We start from the raw sequence: 18,032 nt of genomic DNA, 5'->3' as shown, positions 1-18,032 counted from the left end.
GCCATAGTTTGAGCCGTACCAGTATACCGAGCCGCGCGGACACCGATGTAAATCACACCACGACTCCGTGCGCCGCGCTCTGGCCGCCGCGCAGCGTCAACCAAGTTACAGGCCGAGCATAGGCTCCAGAACAAAGAAGTACGCGAGCACCACGATGCCCAGAATAATGCGGTAGACGCCAAAGCACTTAAAGTCGTGACGGCGAACGAAGCCCATGAGCCACTTGATGGCAATAAGCGAAACCACAAAGGCCACGACGCAGCCCACGCCCAGAATGGCAATCTCGTTGGTGCCAAACGTACCGCCCTTAACGAAGTACTTGACCAGCTTGAGCGCGCTCGCGCCAAACATAACGGGAATGGCCAGGAAAAACGTGAACTTGGACGCCACCGAGCGCGTGCAGCCCAGCAGCAGGCCGCCGATGATGGTGGAGCCGGAACGTGATGTGCCCGGAATCAACGAAAGCACCTGGAAGCAACCGATACCCAATGCGGTCTTCCAGCTCAGGTCCTCGAGCGTGGCGATGGATCCAAAATCCAAATCCTCGTCATTGTCATTGTCTTCGGCAATATCCGCCGCAGGCGCCGCGAAGTGTGCACCGGCGGGACGCCCGCCCGCCACCACAGCACGCGAACCAAACGAATCGGCAAGAGCGGCGTTCTCGCGCTTACTTGCACGCCAGTTCTCAATCACGATAAACAACACGCCGTACACGATGAGCGCCAGCGCCACGACGGGAGCGTTATAGAAATGCTCCTCCATCCAGTCGTTGAGCGGCAGACCGATCGCCGCGGCGGGAATACAGCCAAGCACAATCTTGCCCCACAGCACCCAGGTGTCGCGACGACCCTCCTTGCCCTTGCTGGGCGAGAACGGATTTAAGTCGTAGAAGAACAGAACGCAAACGGCCAAAATGGCGCCAAGCTGAATCACGACCAGGAACATATTCCAGAATGTCTCGCTCACATTCATCTTGACGAACTCGTCCACCAAGATCATGTGGCCCGTCGACGAAACGGGCAGCCATTCGGTGATGCCCTCGACCAGGCCCATGAAGGCAGATTTTAGAAGCTCGATGATATCCAAAGGGACCCCCTCGTTTGTCACCCGCCGATAGTTGTTCTGCGGACGGTTGCGGGCGATGTCCCATTATCAACCGTTCGGCCGCGGCCGCGCCCACCCTTACCAAAAATCTCGCCCGTTCACAGAATTGCGAGCGGTCAAACCGAAATCCTTGGGTATAACTGCAACAAGCTAAAGTGTCCGGCGGCCAACACGTCGTCCGATGCACGAGCCCCGCGCCCGTGCGATAGACCAAGGAGGAAACCATGAACGAGGGCTATACCAAGGTATTTGTTTCACTCGACGGTACTGAGCAGCAGGATTTTGTGCTCACACGCGCTATCAAGGTCGCCGCAAACAATGGCGCCAAGCTGATCATCGGTCACGTCATCGATTCCACGGCGCTCGAGAGCGCCGGTTCCTATCCGGTCGATCTGGTCAACGGCCTGGAGGAGGCCTTTAAGAACTCCATCGCCAAGCAGCTCGAAGAGGCCAAGGCTAATCCCAACATTCCCGAGGTCGAAGTCATGATTCGCGCCGGCCGTATTCGCGAGACGCTCAAGGACGAGATGCTCGACGTGGTCAAGCCCGATCTGGTGCTCTGCGGCGCTCGTGGCCTTTCCTCGATCAAGTATGCGCTCCTGGGTTCGATTTCGACATTCCTGCTGCGCAACACCGACTGCGACATTCTGGTCGTGAAGTAGGTTCCTTCCCGCCGGCGCAAGGCCTGCGGGGTTATCACGCCGACGTCCTCGCCGCTTCGCGGCTGCGGGATGTCGGCTTAGATAACCCCTCCCGGCCTTGCGCCTTCGTCACCGTACTTCAGCGAGTTAGCTGAATAGAGAGATGGCGTGCCACCCTGGTCGGGCGGCACGTTTTGTTTGGGTGATTTTTTTAGAGCCTCATAGCCATGTTCACGTTCGGGAACATAGCCATCCGCACCACAAGACGGCCCGACTACTCGAAGTATTGGAACTTGTTGGTCGAGAAAGCGAATGTTACGACAAAGCCTTCGCCGGAGTCGGATGCCGCGGTGACGTCGATGCCCATCTTGGAACACAGGCGCGCCACCAGGTAGAGGCCGATGCCCGTTGCACGCTTGGTGGTGCGGCCGTTATCGCCGGTAAAGCCCTTCTCGAACACGCGCGGCAGGTCAGCCGCGCTCACGCCGCAGCCGTTGTCCGCGACGGTAAGCTCGATGCGCTCGTTTGCCAGGCCCTCGTCCAGCAACGCACCCGAAAACACAATCTTCGCGCCGTCCTCACGCGCATATTTAATGCTGTTCTGAATGAGCTGGCCCAGAATAAACTCGAGCCATTTCTCGTCGGTGAACACCTCAAAGTCGAGGTTCTCGCACACCGGAGCCACGTGCGCCGCAATGAGCTCGCGCGCGTTGGCTTTAATCGCGCCCGTCACCAAGCTCTTGAGACCCCAGCGGCGAATCAGGTAGTCGCGCTCTACGACTTCCGAGCGCGCATAGTACAGCGCCTGATCGATATAGCGCTCCACGCGAGCCAGCTCGCGACCCAGGTCATCCACGCGCGACAGGTCGTCTTCGCTGCCGTCCAGGTTTTCTAAAATCAGATGAGCCGCCGCCAGGGGCAGCTTGGCCTCGTGGACCCAGCTCTCGATATAGTCGCGGTAGTCATCGGTCTGGCGCCGGCCTTCCGCCACCTCGTCGCAAGCGGCTTTGCCCACCCGGCGCAAGACCTCATATTCGAGCTCGCCCTCGGCATAGGTCGGGCATTGCACCATCTCCTGCACCCAAGCGGGGCTCCCCAGCTCCTCTGCCGCGCGCTCCAGCTGGCACAGAAAACGACGACGGCGCACGTACTCGATCACGATGCCCAGCATGCCAAAGATAAAGGACACACCGACCGCCACGACCACGATGGATGCCGGGGCGCCGGCGACCGTCAGTACAAAACAGCTCAGCAGCACGCCGCAGGTCCACACGGCAATGGGAAGCAGTGCATCTTTAAAGAACTTGGCAAACGACATAACCGGCTCCTAGACCGAATAGCCTTGGCCGCGATGCGTCGTCAAATACCCCTTGATGCCGATTTTTTCGAGCGTGGTGCGCAGGCGGTTGATATTGACGGTGAGCGTATTGTCGTCCACGAAGGCGTCGGAGTCCCACAGGTCCTGCATGATAGCCGAGCGCGAGACAATCTTGCCCGCGCGGCCCAAGAGCAGCGAGAGGATACGCAGCTCGTTTTTGGTGAGCTCGGTACTGTCGCCGGTTGCCGTATTGGTGACCATGGAGCGGGCGAGGTCGAGCTCCAGCCCCTTGTGGACGAGCGTGCTGCGATCGCCCGCCGCCGCGGTGCGGCGCAGCAACGCATTGATGTGCGCCACGAGCACACGGGCGCTGTAAGGCTTGGGAACAAAGTCGTCCGCGCCAAGCGTCATGGCCATGACCTCGTCGATCTCGGTCGTGCGCGACGTGAGGACGATGATAGGAACCTCGGATTCGTGGCGAACCTCGTGGCAGATATGTTGGCCGTCCTTGACGGGAAGCGTGAGGTCGAGCAACACCAAGTCGGGCGCGGCGGCAAGGATATCGCGCGAGACATGCTCAAACGATTCGCAGGCCTCGATTTCAAACCCGGCGCGGGCAAGGATGTCGACAAGCTCACGACGAATGCGCTCGTCGTCCTCAACGACATAGATCAGCGCCATGGATTCCGCTCCCCTCTTGGTTGTCTTGCCCCATTATGACCGCGGAGCCGCAGGTGCGTGCCTCGCGAGGCACCAAGGTGACAGAACTGTTCGCGAACGAAAGCGTTTGGCTCGCCCCTCGCTCGCAACGGGAGCGAGGATCAAATGATTATTAAATCCCCGTCCCAGGAAAATCATTTAGCGGTGGGCACGGAGCTTTTCGTAGCCTTCGGCAAAGAAGGCAACCGTAGCGGCGTCGGACTCGACGGCGTCCGTCTCGGCGGCAGGGACCACGCCGTGCTCGTCACTCACCAGGAACAGCGCGCCCTTGAGCTGCGCGGGAATGTCCACGCGCGTGACCGGGATGCCCTTGGTCTGGGCCAGCTGCTCGATAAGCGTTGCCGTGCCACACAGGCACTCGTCCGCCGGTGCCACAAAGACCAGCTCGCCGTTGTTGACGGCGGCGAGCAGCTCGGGCGCCACGCCGGTTTCGTCGGCCTCGGAGCGGGCCTCGGCGGAGCGGGCACGCAGCGCCTTGGCCGAAGTATCGGCCAGCGGCTCGTACTCCCCCACCGTCATGGCGGCATTGCCGTTAACGTCGATCACCAGCATGAGCACGCCGTCGCGCGCGGTGTAATCGCCCTCGGCAAGCGACCACTCAACGTGCTGCTTGGCCCAGCTGAGCATGTTATGGGTGAGCGGCTCGCCCTGCACCAGGCGCTCGGACAGCGCACGAATGTGGCGGTTGAGCATGGGCACCTTTTTGTTGGACATGCGCCAACGGCAGACAAGCGCGGGCTTGTCGAGCGTAAACTTCTCGACCGCCTCCTGATTGGCGCAAAAGTCCTCGTACGCACGCTGGTCCTCGGCATTGCCAAACAGCTCGGCATCATCCACAACGGCCATATCCAACCTTTCTCAAAAACATACACCGCACCGTTATACCCAAAAAAGCCGCCCGCACCAATCGGCACGGACGGCAATAGTTAGCTTTAGCTCGGGGCGAGCAAATACCGCTGGTGGAGCATAAGCCAGCGAGCCGGACCCAAGTGCCTCAGGTCGCCGCGAAAGAGGAGCGACGCGTACTTCTGTACGCGAGCGACGGTTTGAGCGGCGAGATGAGGTGCTTGGGGCCGGCGCAGCGTCGAGCAGTTACGCGGTTTGGTAAAACCGCGTAACGATCATTAGTGGCGGAAGTGGCGGGCGCCCGTGAAGACCATTGCGATGCCATGCTCGTTGCAGGCCTGGATGCTCTCGTCGTCGCGCTTGGAGCCGCCGGGCTGGATGATGCAGGTCACGCCGTGCTCAGCAAGCACGTCGACGTTGTCGCGGAACGGGAAGAACGCGTCGCTTGCGCAGGCAAAGCCGCCCTTCTCCACGCCCTCGCGCTCGCAGAAGTCCTCGGCGCGCTCGCAGGCAAGCAGTGCGGAGTCAACGCGGTTGGGCTGGCCCGGGCCCATGCCAATGCCGGCCTTACCCTTGGAGACCAGGATGGCGTTGGACTTGACGCCCTTGCAGACCTTCCAGGCAAACTCAAGCTCGGCCATCTCGGCATCGGTGGGCTTGCGGTCGGTGGGGAACGTAAAGGTCGCGGGATCCTCGATCACGTGGTCGACCTCCTGCACCAGCATGCCGCCGTCGATGGAGCGCAGCTCCACCTTGGCGCCGTGGTCCACGCCGCCGGTAGCCAGCACGCGCAGGTTGGGGCGCTTGGCCATGCGCTCGAGCGCCTCGGCGGTGTAGCTCGGGGCGATGATGACCTCGACGAACTGCTTGTTCTGATCGGCAAAGTGCTCAACCAGCTCAAAGGGAACCTCGCGGTTGCAGGCGATGATGCCGCCGAAAGCGCTCTTGGGATCGCAGGCAAAGGCGCGGTCGTAGGCAGCCGTGATGTCCTCGGCAACGGCGGAGCCGCAGGGGTTCTGATGCTTGAGGATCACGCAGGCAGGCTCGTCGAACTCGCGAACCAGGTTCCAAGCGGCATCGGCGTCCAAATAGTTGTTGTAGCTGAGCGGCTTGCCCTGAATCTGCTCGGAGCCCACGAGCGGGAACTGCGAGCTCGCGGAGTTCTCGCAGCCATCGGCAAAGCGGTAGACCGTAGCCTTCTGCTGAGGATTCTCGCCATAGCGCAGGTCGTCGACCTTCTCCAGCGAGACCTCGAGTTTGGCAGAGGTGTCCGCCACGTCGCTTGCCTGGGCAGCAAGCCAACGGGAGATAGCCGTGTCGTAGGCGGCGGTGGTCTGGTAGACCTTCACCTGCAGGCGACGACGGGTGGAAAGCGTGGTGCAGCCACCAGTCTCGCGCATCTCGGCCAGGACGGCATCATAGTCGGCCGGGTCGGAGATGACGGTAACGCTCGCGGCGTTCTTGGCGGCAGAGCGAAGCATGGAGGGGCCACCGATATCGATGTGCTCGATGGCATCCGCGAAGGTGACCTCGGGGTTGGCGACGGTCTTCTCGAACTCGTACAGGTTGACGACGACCAGGTCGATCAGCTTAATGCCGTGCTGAGCTGCCTCCTGCATGTGCTGCTCGGAATCGCGGCGAGCCAGCAGCGCGCCGTGAACCTTGGGGTGCAGCGTCTTGACGCGGCCGTCCATCATCTCGGGATAGCCCGTGAACTCCTCGATGGGGGTTACGGGAACGCCCGCGTCCTCGATGGCACGAGCCGTGCCGCCCGTAGAGATGATCTCGACGCCAAAGTCGTCAACCAGCGTCCGTGCGAAATCGACGACGCCCGTCTTATCGGTAACCGAGATCAACGCGCGTGCGATCTTCACATCAGATCCCATGCAGTCCTCCTGTCTGGTACGCCGCCGTGCTCTGTGAGTCGGTGATACGTCGATCTGCAGCGCTCGCGCAGCGGCATTGAAAATACTGATTCAATGTAGCGCATCGAGCGCATCGATGCACCCCGTAACGGGCGCATGTGCAGAAAAAGCTTGCGAGCGGGGGTTGCAGGAGCGCCACTAGGCACGGTGAGTTGATGGAACACAGGGGCACCATAATTAGATGCCAATGGCATGGTAGAACTGTGCTCGATATGCATCCGCAATAGAAAGAGGCACTATGGTCTCGCGGGTTCTCTACCGACCGTTTGATACCGAAGACTTCGACGCCATCGCGCTGATCTTGCAGCAGCTTTGGCATAACAATTCGGATAACGAAGAGTACAACCGCCTTGAGGCCGCGTGCGATCTTGCCTATTGCCTTTCTTCCTCGACGTTTTCGCAGGTCGCCGTAATCGACGGCCAGGCGCGCGGCATTGCACTCGCACGTGCGGGGCAAAGCAGCGGCGCCACCGTTAAGGAGCATTGGATGGATACCGAACGCGCATTGCTGTCGCAGATGCGTGAGCTGGAGCCCGATGCCTGTGCCGAGTATCTCTCGTTTGTGCGCGCCACCATTCGGACCAACAACCGCCTGCTCGAGAGCAGCCCGCTGCCGCATGACAACGAGGTCACGTTGCTTGCCGTGGATCGCGATGTCCACGGCCTGGGCGTTGGCTCGGTTCTGCTCGACGCCGCGGTCTCGCACCTGTCCTCGCGCGGAGCGTCGAGAGCGCACCTGTATACCGACTCCAACTGCTCGTGGAAGTTCTACGAGCTGCACGGCTTTAAGCGCACGGCCACGCACCACGCCAGCCGCGAAGAGCGCCGCCACGACATGCCGCGCGAAAGCTTCCTCTACGAACTCGACCTAACAGCCTAAAACCGGCAGTTAGGGACGTCCCCTTTGTGCCGGCACCCCGGGACACTCCTTGGCAGCAACCACACCTAGTCGTTGGGGACGTTCTTAAATGACTAGTCGCCAGGGACAGTCTTGAACAAAAGAGTCACCGAAACCCTCGCTGGCATCACCCTATAGAGGATTCTGCAAATGGCGGTGGGCAAAAGTAAAAGATCGGCGCATTTTGGCGCATAAAAAGGGGATGGGCTTTCCCCGACGGCTGCCGAGAAAAGCCCATCCCATAATTTAGGACCGCTAGAACGTTCCGCCGCCGCCTCCGCCGACGCCGCCGCCCCCGCCGCCCCCGCCGCCCGAGAAGCCACCACCGCCGCCGCCGCTCGAGCTATCGGAACTCGAAGCCAGCTCACGGATGCTCTCGTGATACACGCCATCGAACGAATCGAGCGGAGACTGGTTTCCGTAGTGATGGTAGTACCACCAGTAGCAGGGGTAATTGTCGTAGAAGCCGTCGGCCTCGCGCACCTCGGGCGGCACGGCCTCGGCAAGCTGACGCAGAACTTCCTTGGAAACGCCCAGCGCCGCACCCATCACCAGAAGTTTATTCCACAGCACCAGATCGCCGGGGACGGCTTCCTTTAGACGCGTGAAGTCCTCGAGCCAATGCTTGAGCGCCTTGCAGCGAGCCGCCACCTCGGCGCCCTCCGGCGTAAGGCGGCGGAACGTAAGGCCCACGCCAATACCCACCAGCACAATCGGCACCGAGATAACCGCGGCGACAATGTTCACCTGTGCGCCGTCGGTAAAGAAGATGGATCCCACGGGAACAAAGGCGATCAGAGTACCAAGAACCAGGCAAAACACCATTGCGACAATGCCGTCCGAGGCAACGTACTCGCTATCGGCCAGTTTGCCCTTAACGGTGCTCTGATAGTCCTTGAGCTTGTCGCCCACGGGCGTAGCGTGCTGCTTAACATAGTGTTGCAGCTCGTCAAACGTGCGCGAGCGATCGCCGTTCTCGTCGGGCTTAGCACCGGCAAAGAAAACCTTGAGCACCATGCGGTCAATGCCCTTGGCCGACTTCCAGCCCGCATCGCTCACCGTCACACGATACGTCTGCTCCTCTTTTTCGCGACGGAGCAGGCCCTTCTTGCCCTTGGTCGCGATTGCCTCCTCTAACTTGATCACGCGATCGTCGGTGAGCTTCATGAGCGTGGCGATATATGCCTGATCGGGCACCTCGTTCCAGCTCATGAGGGCCGAAAGCACGGCGGGATGGTCGGCCGAGGGCACGTCGCGGAAGTATTCGTCCTGGAACAGCGGTTTGGGCTTGCGCTTGCGCAACTTGAGCACGACGATTGTGCCGGTAAAGGCAACCGCCGCGACAACGCTAACCACGGCAAGTGCATTGGCGATCATGCGGGCGTGAGCGCGGCGGGCGTTGGCCTCCTCGGCCCACGCCTTCTCTTCGCTCAGAATTGTCGACATGCGTTCCTTGCCCGAGGCGGCGAGCTGCGGCACCCAATCGCTGGGGAAGGCGATGCGCGCCTCGGCGAATTCACCCTGATGCACGCAGGGTATGGTATAGGTGACCATGGGCTCGTCCGCGTCGAGCGACACGTCGCCCGTGAGCGGACCGTGGCCCCACGCACGGAAGTTATCGCCCTTGACGGCCGCCGTTCCGGCAGCGGCATTTGCGAAGTAAACTTCCATCTCGACGTCATCGGAGTCCGCAGACCAGCCGTCACCCACAAACTTCCAGTAGAGCTCGGCGGTATCGGACCAGTTCATAACCGCACCGGTCATGGTGTAGCTCACGTAATAGATCGCGCTGTCGCCGCTCTCGTGGGGGCTGAACACCTTGATCTTTACGCCGCCGTCGGACTGCTCAACCGTATAGACGCCGTTGTCGCCTTTGTTTGCATAGTCAACCCTGCTAAACGCGGCATCATCTTCCTCGACGCTCAGCACATCGACACCCGCCGTACCACCCTGCTGGTTGGTGCCCGTATTGATATCCCAATACACGCCGTTGATGTCGTCGTCGAAATCAAACTGGCGTCCCTCGACAACGGTCAGCGATCCATCGGCCTCAACCGTGGCACCGATATAGGTTTGGGTCATGGAATACCCGTCGGCACGTGCAACGGCGGGCAACAGCAGCAGCACGCACGCGACGAGTGCGCAAATGGAAGCAAATCGCGCAAGCAGGCAGCGCTGCCGACAAGCATTGGCAACGGGGGCGTTCATAGGCACATCCTTTGTCTGTAAAACCAACAGCGCCATTGTCCCACGTTTGCGGGTACACATGACGAACATCTAGGCGACCGGAGCGCCAAACGGGATGAAAGTCATGCCTGCCGCCAGCAGCTAATCATTGGGTAGTCATTGGGGACGTTCTTAAATGACTAGTCATGAGGGACACCCTTGGCATGGCCCGCGCCAGCAATAGATACCACTTCACAGCTCCGTCACAGGTGTAGCAGCTTTGTGTGGGCGCGGCACGCGCTGATTGAGCCGCCAGCCGAGGGGCATAAAGCAGTTGAGCGAAACTGGTTTGCCCCTTTGCCGTTCGCTCGAGGATCATGTCCCCCTTTTCCGCGGAAACCCCGGCAGTTGCGAAGAGCTGCCGGGGTTTCTGTTGTCTAAGGTACTGAGTTGATCGACAGGAATCAAAGCACCGAGCCTGCGGCCCACCATACGCAATGCGGGGCCTCGACAACTTGCGGACCACAGTGACGCCTCCCCATCGCGCCCCGCGCTATACTCGTCCGCATGGATATCAACGCACGCAACATAGCAACACCCGCCGCGAACGCGCCAACAACGCCGCCCGCCTCCGTTCCCGTACCTGTCGTAGGCCGTTTTGCCCCGTCGCCCTCGGGCCGCATGCACCTGGGCAACGTGTTCAGCTGCCTGTGCTCGTGGCTTTCGGCCCGCAGCCAAGGCGGCAGCATCGTGTTGCGCATCGAGGACCTGGACGATCGCTGCAAGCGCCCGGAACTTGCCGCTCAATTGATTGACGACCTGGCCTGGCTAGGGCTTGAGTGGGACGAAGGCCCCTTCTACCAGCACGATCGTCTGGACCTGTACGAAAGCGCCTTGCGCCGGCTGAATGACGCCGACCTCACCTATCCCTGCTTTTGTACGCGTGCCGAGCTCCACGCCGCGAGCGCGCCGCATGCCAGCGACGGCACGCCCATCTACCGCGGCGCCTGTCGAAACCTTTCTGTCGAAGAGATCGCCCGCCGCGGTGCCCTGCGCGCTCCCGCCACGCGCCTGCGCGTGCCCGCCGTCGACGACCTCGCCGGCGACGTGATCGAATTCGTTGACCGCACGTACGGAGCCCAATGCGAGGCACTCGCCACCGAGTGCGGCGACTTTTTGGTGCGCCGCAGCGACGGCGTTTTTGCCTACCAACTAGCCGTGGTGGTCGACGACGCTGCCATGGGCGTCACCGAGGTCGTGCGCGGATGCGACCTGCTGGGCTCTACGCCCCGCCAAATCTATCTGCAGCATCTGCTGGGACTTCCCACGCCGCACTACGCGCACATTCCGCTGCTCGTGTCGCCAGACGGCCGCCGCCTTTCCAAGCGCGACCGCGATCTGGACCTGGGCGAGCTACGCGCACGCTTTGGCACGCCCGAGGCGCTGCTGGGATGGCTCGCCGGGCAAACGGGCATCACACCGGACACCACGCCGCGCTCTGCCGAGCAGCTGGTCGAGCACTTTAGCTGGAATGTCATCCGCGCGCACCGCGAGAACATCGCTGTAACGGCCGAGTAGCCAAATACCTCGCCCCTACGCAACGTCCCAGGGCTGGAGTTCGTCGCCCAAGCGAACGATGCAGTCATAGAGCACGGTATGGCGCTCGGCAGGGTTGGCATCCCGATGAAAATGCCCGTAGTACCAGCGCTTGTAGTCCAAGCGGTCTTCCAGCTCATCGAAAAATGCCGTAAGCCGATCAACGGCGGGGTAATTCCAGCCAGGCCCTGGATAGAGCGTGGGCGAAAGCATGCGCGTAGAGCAGGTGTGGGTGACCACGTAGTCAACCTTCCAGCCCACGCTGTCGAGCTTTGTCCGCGCCTCCTCAAAGCTGCGCTCGTCCGGCAGCTCCTGTGGCCACCAGCTGGAATAGGGAATGCGGTATTCCTTATCCACGCTCGTGGCGCCGCCCATGGTAAAGATCGTTGAGCCGTCGAGCTCAAAAACCTCGCCGCGCGTCAGGCGCCGTATGGGAGAGGTATCCGACAGGCGTTGCGTTAGCCCACCGTGCCACAGCTCCATGGGACGCTCCGCCCAGTGATCGAAACGCTCGTGATTGCCGTCGACGAACAGCACGGTATAGGGACGCGATTCCAGCCAGGCGATGTCGGCACACTCCTCGGCAGAGAAATCCCAGGGAAAGCCAAAGTCGCCCGCAACAATCAGATAGTCGCCACTCGTCAGACTATCCCCAAGCTCCCAGTCGCGCAGTTTTTGCATGTCGACGCCGCCGTGAATATCGCCCGTCACATAGACCGTCATCGGATCACCACTTCCCTCTTATAGGCTTCGAGATCGTGCTCGATCTGCTCGTCACCCGTGGCGTTGACCCACCACGGCCATTTAACGCACCGCACTGGCTCGTCTACCTGAGCAAACCACGACCTGAGCTCATCCAGACTTACCGGGGCGTAGCTGTTAGCATCCACGCCCACGTCGTAGCGCAGCAGCCCCTGTCTGAGGTTGAACTTGTTGTACGCGTCGCCGCAGCTGTGGATATGCCCGTGCAGATGCCAGCTGCCGTGCGACATGCCCTGCCAGTCGGCCATGGGATAGTGGCTCAGCACGATTTTTTGGCGGTCGATCTTGAGCACGCAAATGGACGGCTCGACGATAAAAGCATCCGCTACCGCAGACTGCGTCCAGTCTTTGTCGTGGTTGCCGGGCAGCAGATGGACGCGCTTGCAGACAATGCTTTTGCGCAGCTCGTAGGCATCCCGGGCGGTCATCTTAAAGCTAAAGTCACCCAAGATGTAGAGCTCGTCATCCGCAGCGACCTTGCTGTTAATGTTAGCGACCATGGCGTCGTTCATCTGCGCAACAGTCGACCAAGGCCTATCGCTAAGCCGTAGCATGTTCTCATGCCCAAAGTGAGTATCGCTGGTAAACCAGATCACGGGGACCTCCTGTTGCTGCGGGGTATCCATCCTTTAGGACTTACCCTTCGTTCTTCCATCCAAACGGGTCGAGCACCCAAAAAATCAGATCGAGCACGCCACCGGTTATCATGGCGCCGGCAAGGGCCATGCAAACGTGCAGAGAGCTGGCACTTCGGAGCACGTCGAACGGCCCCAGAACAGCCAGCAGCGCGACCGCAGCACCGGCCACGCACAGCGCGAGGCACGGCCCTGCGTCCTTGACGCACTTCTTTGCGAGATGCTTGGTGTTGTCACTCATAGATTTCGAGCTCCTTAGAGGGTCGTTGTTCAGGTACATGCCGCCGCGACAGAGCAGGGCGACAGGCTAAGTGTCACATTGCGTGCGGACACGTTTTTAGGCCCGCGCGTCTGCAAGGACCTATATCCTTGCAGAACACCCCCAAAGGAACATCTAAGCCGCTGGCGGGCAACATGTTGGGCAGGGCGTCTTGCCTCGTTTGAGCGCAGTCGCCAATGGCACGCTCGTTTTAATGGCGCTTTGAGGAAGGCTTTTGCATCCCGCAGAACGGTGATAAATCTTGCCGTGCTTGGTGACGATTACCTTCGTTCTTGAGGTATCTACACCGCGGGGCTCGATGGGCGCGGCCACCTCCTGACGAGACGGCCCCGTTTTCTGAGGCTTGCCTCTCGAAAAATCAAACTCGCGGAATCGATTGATATAGCCGTCGAAACACCCATCGAACAGCAATCCCGTTGCCACACCCGCCATGAATCCACTGCGCTCACCATGGCGACGAGCGCCCCACTCTCCGGCTGCTCCGGATGCAGCGCCAAACATGATGCCGCAGGTCACTGGGAGTAACCCCCTCCCAGCCACCGCTCGACGAAACGAAAATCTTAAAGAAAACCCGGCAAGACGGATCAGTTCAACACGAAGGCCGCCATCGATATTTCGTCCGGAACTTTTGAGCAGCGTCAGAATTATCCATCGATACGAGCATCGCCGAACAATGAGCAGATGCGGTTAAAAACTCCTTATCCACAGGAATATCGGCGGCAACGATATGAAGCGTTGATCGGCAGGTTGCCTGGACTTTTCCCGACAGCCTGCCGATCGGTCGCGCCGTTCAGCGCAGTGGCTAAAGATTGTCATCGGACTTTGCGCTGGCTTTGGCCGCCTCTTCGCCCGCAATCAGGTCCCTAACCGTTATATACGCACTGTATGTAGCATCTTTCGGGGCATATCAAGTTGCACTGCGAGTAAGTGTAGCCTTCGAAGCGGGTTTCCATCGCTTCGAAGGCAATCTTGGTTTATTCGATAGTATGTGCCCGTGCGGACATGATAATCGAGGCAGCGAATGCTCTATTCGTCAACGGGGGGAAGGTCCTCGGCTAAAAGTCGAAGCGTTCTCGAGACCTCCGTGATCATGTCGTGGTAGTTCTCAAGGGACTCCTGGTCTTTGGTGGCATACTCCGCTTGCGCGAGGGACCAGATCAGGTAGTCGAGGCACCTCGTCATCCTCGAGCTTCCTCCAGCAATCGCGTTCGCCCTTTGATAGAACGGATGAGACACGTTCACTTCGACGTAGGTCCTCGTTATGCCCGAATCCGAGAATAGCCCGGAACGCCATAGGGCGTCTTCGGGCAGATGGTCGACCGGGCGGATGTTGACCTTCTGTCCAACTTTTGATTCAAGCGGGATTACCTCGATGAAGGAACGCTGCTTGGCACTCGTTACCTTACGTGTCCCGTCTTTCAATTGGGATACTTTGAATAGGCTGCCCTGTTCACTTTGTTCAAGCTTGGAAATTGTTTTGTTCGATCTCGCGTGGCGGGATGGTGCCGCTCTGGTTTCCGCATTCGTGGAGCCGGAGCGATAGCGTTCGCCAGCTTTCGTCCGCAAGCCCGGAAGGATCTGCTCTTTGAGTCTCGATGCGATTCCTTGCTCGAGAGTTACTTTGGACTTTTGAAAGTCGACGTTAAAGAACTCGTCCAAATCTGAGGAGAAGGAGAGTTCGATCCTGCAAAGACGGTAATGAAATTCGGTCTTATAGATACCGCACCAGTCGCCCCAATGTATGAGGCGGTTTTCCCTGTAGATATAGAAGCCCTGCATGTCGTCCGGGTTAACGCCGGGCGGGAATACCACGTTCTGCTTGGCAGATGTCTCGAGCTCATCGCGCGCGGGGATGATGCGGCCAACGAGATGAAATCCTTTTTCAGGGTCGCCGTTGAGCTTGGCTTGGGGGTAAAGAACTTCATCCACTACGGTTTCGGTAAGGCCGAGTTCGAGCGCGAACGGATCGAACGGTTTTAGGCTTGTGCCATTGACGATCACCTCAACGTTGGGGACGTCGTAATACTGATGGTCGATGAATCGTTGGAACACGATGCTGAGGTGGAAGCTGAGCTCCTCGACCTTTCTCTTCAGTGCATTTTGCTGTGCGGTTCCACCAGGGTTCTTGTAGGATCGGCCCATGAGACGGTCGCAGTCCTCCCAAAGGACCGTGGTGCCTGTTCCTTCTCCCGCCGTTGCCTTTAGGTAGCGCATGTCGTTGCGAGTAGGCTCGCTTTCGATGTATTCCCACTTGCCGGTCTTCTCCGCATGGCCGATATCCAGTGTGAGCTTGCTCGCCTTGCCTCCTGGGACGTTTCTTGAGATGAGCGACACCCTCCTGCATTGGGAGGTCGATGCCGTCTTGAGGCCGAGGCCGTATTTACCGAGGCTGTGCTTATCTTCGCGGACGTCCGACCCGTACGTCATGGCGTTGCAGAGCTGGTCGATGCCCATGCCGTGGCCGTTGTCGCTGATAGAGACGATGATGTCTCCTGAGTAGCTTCGGCAAACAGCGGTGATGCGCACCACGGACGCATGCGCCGCGATGGAGTTATCCACGATATCGGCGACAGCGGTTTTGAAGTCGTAACCTGAGTCTCTAAGGCTATTGATCGTTCGGCCTGCGTTGGGTGGAAGGACGTGGTATTTCACTTTCTACTCCCGACTATCTCTTTCAGCTCGTCTGGATTCATGGGTGGTGTTGTGATGTGGACGGCACGATGACAATTTGCGCAAAGCGGAACCAGATCCTTTACCGGGTCGATTTTCGTTTCTTTGCTCAACGTCGATACTGGCGTTCGGTGGTGAACCTCGATAAACCCCTCGGCAAAGGGCCCGTATGCCTTTCCGAAGTCGAAGCCGCATACATAGCATCTATCGCCATGGGCGGCTATACAACGCATGCGATTCTTCCTGCTACGCTCATACCTTACGGATGTTGCTTCGTAAGCTGCCCCCTCGAGTTCCGCCTCTGTATTGAACTCAGGGGCTTCGCTATTTTCCAGGTTCGCGTAGGCATCGGCGAGAATAAGGGAGAAGCCGAGCGAAGCGAATAGCAACGTTGCGATGTTCTCGGAAACGCTCGACTTTCCATCGGTCTGAAGCGTGAGCCTCAACCGCGTGCTCGCTGCGTCTAAGTCTTCATCTGGAATCGCCGCGATCTCGTCAGCGGTTGAGAAGCGCGCGCCGTTAGCTCGAAGCCAGACCGAGATGTCGCACTTTAAAGATGCCAGGAACGCGAATGCTTCTTGAGCCGTCGACGCATGGTGGTTCCTCCATGCGTCGACGATATCGACACCGAAGGAATCAAGTTGAAGCGAGGCTACGAACAGTGTTGGTGACATGACAGAGCAATCAAACGAAAACCCATGGCCTTGTTGGAATATAGCGGGCCTACAGGAGATTCGTGCACCGGAATCTTCGCACTCTATTGGTACGAGAAGCTTTGCCGTCAGCTCTTTCTCGAGGTGAGAGGGATCCAGAGCCATCTACTATTCGCCATCGCCTTCGAAATCTTCGATTGAAACGTCGGGCATCACGCTTCGGGCGAGGTCCCTGAGCAGCCTGGATGTATCGTAGCGCGAATCTTCAAGGTTGATCTGCGCGTCTTGGCTTGTTGCTCCCGTTTCCGCCGCGGCGAGGGCCCAGAAGAGACAATCCAGGCCCTTGACCGCCAGCGGGTTGTCCATATTGTTGCCATAGTAGCGCTTGTAGAACTCGTGTCCGGCGTTTACCAGTACACCACGCTTGCCGCCGATGAACGCCGGTTCCCACAGTATGCCGTCTGCGAGGCTTTCTACCACTTCGAATACCGGTCCAGCGTTTATTGAATCATATGAAGTGACAGTGATTCCGAAGTTGTTGCTGACCTCGACTTTACCTTCCTCGTTTACAGACATGGAGCTTCCTCGGTAATCCGATTCTTGCTTTTCCAGCGCGGGGATGACTTCGGCGTGCATGTCTCCCGAGCTCTCCACGGCGGCTTTTCTCTGCGTGCCGCGGTAGCGCTTGTCGCCTTCCTTCTTGATGGGGTCGGCGAACTGCACCAGCTTGCTTTTCACCAAGCTGTTGAGCACGATTCTGGATTTCTTGATGTCGACCTGGAAGATGTCGTCGAGTTCGGCATTGAACGAAAGCTCGAAGCGACACAGGCTGTTGTGGAAGTCGACACCCTTGATTCCGAACCAGTCGCCCCAGTGGATAAGTCTGTTCTCACGGTATACGTAGAAACCGCTCAGCGACATGTCGGTAAACGACTTGAGACTCTCGATCCTGCCCGGCATCACCCTGTCGTACTCCTTCTCGCTCAGCAGCTCGCGCTTCGCGGGGACGATGTACGCCTTGACCTTGATAGTGCTCGACCCACCCTCGATGATGGAGCCTGAGACGGGTATGTTCTGCTCGCCGTAGCCTACCGAATCGTATTCCTTGCAGAACGGGTCCCATGCCTCGACCGCTTCGCCGTTAAGGTGGATGCTGATGTTTGCGGCGCGATCGTCGTCATGGTTCAGGAACCTCTCGTACACCATGGCGATATGCTGTCGGAGTTCCTTCAGGCTGCGTTCAAACGCCTTGTGGAATGGCTCGGAATCGGGGTTCGTGTAGCGAGCTGAAAGCAGCTTGTCACACTTTTCCCAGACGACTACAGTTCCCGCCGAGTCTTCTATGAGCTCCAGCTCGTCCTGGTCGTCATCCGTGGGCTTCTCGAATTTAAGAACCCAATCGTTCTCCTTGGCGATGCTATCGAGATCCCAGATCGCGCACTCGAAATCTCCACTGGGGTCATCGCGGGATATGACCTTGAGACGACGACAGCACGATGTCGATGCGGTTTTTAGACCCAGGCCGAACTTGCCTAAGCAGTGGATGTCCTCACGTGGCGCGGCGCCGTACTGCATCGCGTTCTTAAGGGCGTCTTTGTCCATGCCCGTTCCGTTGTCGGTAATCGAGACCCTGATCTTGTTATCCGCACCCTGGAAGGCGGTGACCCAGATTTCCGTAGCATTGGCGGCGATGGAGTTGTCGATGATGTCCGCGACGGCGGTGTTGAAAACGTAGCCGGTATCGCGAAGACCCTCTAGGAGGCGTGCGGGATTTGGTCGGACGATATAGCTTTCTTCGTTGCTGCTCATTGCTGGTTC

At 59.3% G+C, this 18,032-nt stretch carries 16 protein-coding genes; 3 read left to right on the top strand and 13 right to left on the bottom strand.

The genetic code is table 11. From position 1 onward, the window contains the following. Positions 1 to 105 precede the first annotated feature (105 nt). Positions 106 to 1,086, bottom strand: coding sequence for an undecaprenyl-diphosphate phosphatase (locus tag ACTM86_RS05470; RefSeq protein WP_441016070.1), 981 nt, complete (start codon positions 1,084 to 1,086; stop codon positions 106 to 108). 242 nt (positions 1,087 to 1,328) lie between these two features. Between ACTM86_RS05470 and ACTM86_RS05465 the strand changes: the two genes are divergently transcribed. Then, positions 1,329 to 1,766 carry a universal stress protein gene (locus ACTM86_RS05465; RefSeq protein WP_154515052.1) on the top strand — a complete coding sequence of 146 codons (438 nt, stop codon included), beginning with the start codon at positions 1,329 to 1,331 and terminating at the stop codon, positions 1,764 to 1,766. Between the two features lie 253 nt (positions 1,767 to 2,019). Here ACTM86_RS05465 and ACTM86_RS05460 read toward each other — a convergent pair whose 3' ends face one another. The 4 genes from ACTM86_RS05460 to purH form a co-directional block, all read right to left on the bottom strand. Then, positions 2,020 to 3,063 (bottom strand): sensor histidine kinase, encoded by a 1,044-nt coding sequence (locus ACTM86_RS05460; protein WP_441016067.1) that lies wholly within the window; start codon positions 3,061 to 3,063, stop codon positions 2,020 to 2,022. A 9-nt stretch (positions 3,064 to 3,072) separates the two neighbouring features. Then, positions 3,073 to 3,744, bottom strand: coding sequence for a response regulator transcription factor (locus tag ACTM86_RS05455; RefSeq protein ID WP_154515056.1), 672 nt, complete (start codon positions 3,742 to 3,744; stop codon positions 3,073 to 3,075). A gap of 177 nt (positions 3,745 to 3,921) precedes the next feature. Further along, positions 3,922 to 4,629: a hypothetical protein gene (locus ACTM86_RS05450; RefSeq protein WP_441016061.1), complete on the bottom strand. Its 708-nt coding sequence runs from the start codon at positions 4,627 to 4,629 to the stop codon at positions 3,922 to 3,924. A gap of 278 nt (positions 4,630 to 4,907) precedes the next feature. Beyond that, positions 4,908 to 6,515, bottom strand: coding sequence for a bifunctional phosphoribosylaminoimidazolecarboxamide formyltransferase/IMP cyclohydrolase (gene purH / locus ACTM86_RS05445; RefSeq protein ID WP_427794233.1), 1,608 nt, complete (start codon positions 6,513 to 6,515; stop codon positions 4,908 to 4,910). A 277-nt stretch (positions 6,516 to 6,792) separates the two neighbouring features. Between purH and ACTM86_RS05440 the strand changes: the two genes are divergently transcribed. After that, positions 6,793 to 7,434, top strand: coding sequence for a GNAT family N-acetyltransferase (locus ACTM86_RS05440; protein WP_441016056.1), 642 nt, complete (start codon positions 6,793 to 6,795; stop codon positions 7,432 to 7,434). Between the two features lie 273 nt (positions 7,435 to 7,707). Here ACTM86_RS05440 and ACTM86_RS05435 read toward each other — a convergent pair whose 3' ends face one another. Further along, complete coding sequence (locus tag ACTM86_RS05435) at positions 7,708 to 9,660, bottom strand: DUF2207 family protein (protein ID WP_441016053.1); 1,953 nt, start codon at positions 9,658 to 9,660, stop codon at positions 7,708 to 7,710. 525 nt (positions 9,661 to 10,185) lie between these two features. Here ACTM86_RS05435 and gluQRS point away from each other — a divergent pair. After that, complete coding sequence (gene gluQRS / locus ACTM86_RS05430; protein ID WP_441016050.1) at positions 10,186 to 11,196, top strand: tRNA glutamyl-Q(34) synthetase GluQRS; 1,011 nt, start codon at positions 10,186 to 10,188, stop codon at positions 11,194 to 11,196. A gap of 15 nt (positions 11,197 to 11,211) precedes the next feature. On the opposite strand, the gene ACTM86_RS05425 is transcribed toward gluQRS, so the two are convergent. The 7 genes from ACTM86_RS05425 to ACTM86_RS05395 all read right to left on the bottom strand — a co-directional run bounded on the left by ACTM86_RS05425 (position 11,212) and on the right by ACTM86_RS05395 (position 18,023). Further along, positions 11,212 to 11,937 carry a metallophosphoesterase gene (locus ACTM86_RS05425; protein WP_441016047.1) on the bottom strand — a complete coding sequence of 242 codons (726 nt, stop codon included), beginning with the start codon at positions 11,935 to 11,937 and terminating at the stop codon, positions 11,212 to 11,214. After that, positions 11,934 to 12,572: a metallophosphoesterase gene (locus ACTM86_RS05420; protein ID WP_441036925.1), complete on the bottom strand. Its 639-nt coding sequence runs from the start codon at positions 12,570 to 12,572 to the stop codon at positions 11,934 to 11,936. The genes ACTM86_RS05425 and ACTM86_RS05420 overlap by 4 nt, the downstream gene beginning before the upstream one ends. Positions 12,573 to 12,612: 40 nt before the next feature. Then, positions 12,613 to 12,852: a hypothetical protein gene (locus ACTM86_RS05415; RefSeq protein ID WP_441016041.1), complete on the bottom strand. Its 240-nt coding sequence runs from the start codon at positions 12,850 to 12,852 to the stop codon at positions 12,613 to 12,615. Positions 12,853 to 13,005: 153 nt separating this feature from the next. Next, a complete protein-coding gene (locus ACTM86_RS05410) occupies positions 13,006 to 13,407 on the bottom strand; it encodes a hypothetical protein (RefSeq protein ID WP_441016038.1) in 402 nt (133 codons plus the stop codon). 510 nt (positions 13,408 to 13,917) lie between these two features. Continuing rightward, complete coding sequence (locus ACTM86_RS05405; protein WP_441016035.1) at positions 13,918 to 15,543, bottom strand: ATP-binding protein; 1,626 nt, start codon at positions 15,541 to 15,543, stop codon at positions 13,918 to 13,920. Continuing rightward, a complete protein-coding gene (locus ACTM86_RS05400) occupies positions 15,540 to 16,379 on the bottom strand; it encodes an HNH endonuclease (RefSeq protein ID WP_441016033.1) in 840 nt (279 codons plus the stop codon). The genes ACTM86_RS05405 and ACTM86_RS05400 overlap by 4 nt, the downstream gene beginning before the upstream one ends. A 3-nt stretch (positions 16,380 to 16,382) precedes the next feature. Next, positions 16,383 to 18,023 (bottom strand): ATP-binding protein, encoded by a 1,641-nt coding sequence (locus ACTM86_RS05395; RefSeq protein WP_441016030.1) that lies wholly within the window; start codon positions 18,021 to 18,023, stop codon positions 16,383 to 16,385. Positions 18,024 to 18,032: the final 9 nt, after the last annotated feature.

This window comes from Collinsella sp. HCP3S3_E11, from assembly GCF_052067375.1.
Lineage (GTDB): Bacteria > Actinomycetota > Coriobacteriia > Coriobacteriales > Coriobacteriaceae > Collinsella.
Note: the sequence above shows the minus strand (reverse complement) of the source record. Positions and strands in the feature narration are given on the sequence as shown.

Excerpts from the sequence above, each read along its gene's own strand:
- ACTM86_RS05465 (WP_154515052.1), top strand. The coding sequence starts at position 1,329 with ATGAACGAGGGCTATACCAAGGTATTTGTTTCACTCGACGGTACTGAG.
- ACTM86_RS05460 (WP_441016067.1), bottom strand. The coding sequence starts at position 3,063 with ATGTCGTTTGCCAAGTTCTTTAAAGATGCACTGCTTCCCATTGCCGTG.
- ACTM86_RS05455 (WP_154515056.1), bottom strand. The coding sequence starts at position 3,744 with ATGGCGCTGATCTATGTCGTTGAGGACGACGAGCGCATTCGTCGTGAG.
- ACTM86_RS05450 (WP_441016061.1), bottom strand. The coding sequence starts at position 4,629 with ATGGCCGTTGTGGATGATGCCGAGCTGTTTGGCAATGCCGAGGACCAG.
- purH (WP_427794233.1), bottom strand. The coding sequence starts at position 6,515 with ATGGGATCTGATGTGAAGATCGCACGCGCGTTGATCTCGGTTACCGAT.
- ACTM86_RS05440 (WP_441016056.1), top strand. The coding sequence starts at position 6,793 with ATGGTCTCGCGGGTTCTCTACCGACCGTTTGATACCGAAGACTTCGAC.
- ACTM86_RS05435 (WP_441016053.1), bottom strand. The coding sequence starts at position 9,660 with ATGAACGCCCCCGTTGCCAATGCTTGTCGGCAGCGCTGCCTGCTTGCG.
- gluQRS (WP_441016050.1), top strand. The coding sequence starts at position 10,186 with ATGGATATCAACGCACGCAACATAGCAACACCCGCCGCGAACGCGCCA.
- ACTM86_RS05425 (WP_441016047.1), bottom strand. The coding sequence starts at position 11,937 with ATGACGGTCTATGTGACGGGCGATATTCACGGCGGCGTCGACATGCAA.
- ACTM86_RS05415 (WP_441016041.1), bottom strand. The coding sequence starts at position 12,852 with ATGAGTGACAACACCAAGCATCTCGCAAAGAAGTGCGTCAAGGACGCA.
- ACTM86_RS05400 (WP_441016033.1), bottom strand. The coding sequence starts at position 16,379 with ATGGCTCTGGATCCCTCTCACCTCGAGAAAGAGCTGACGGCAAAGCTT.
- ACTM86_RS05395 (WP_441016030.1), bottom strand. The coding sequence starts at position 18,023 with ATGAGCAGCAACGAAGAAAGCTATATCGTCCGACCAAATCCCGCACGC.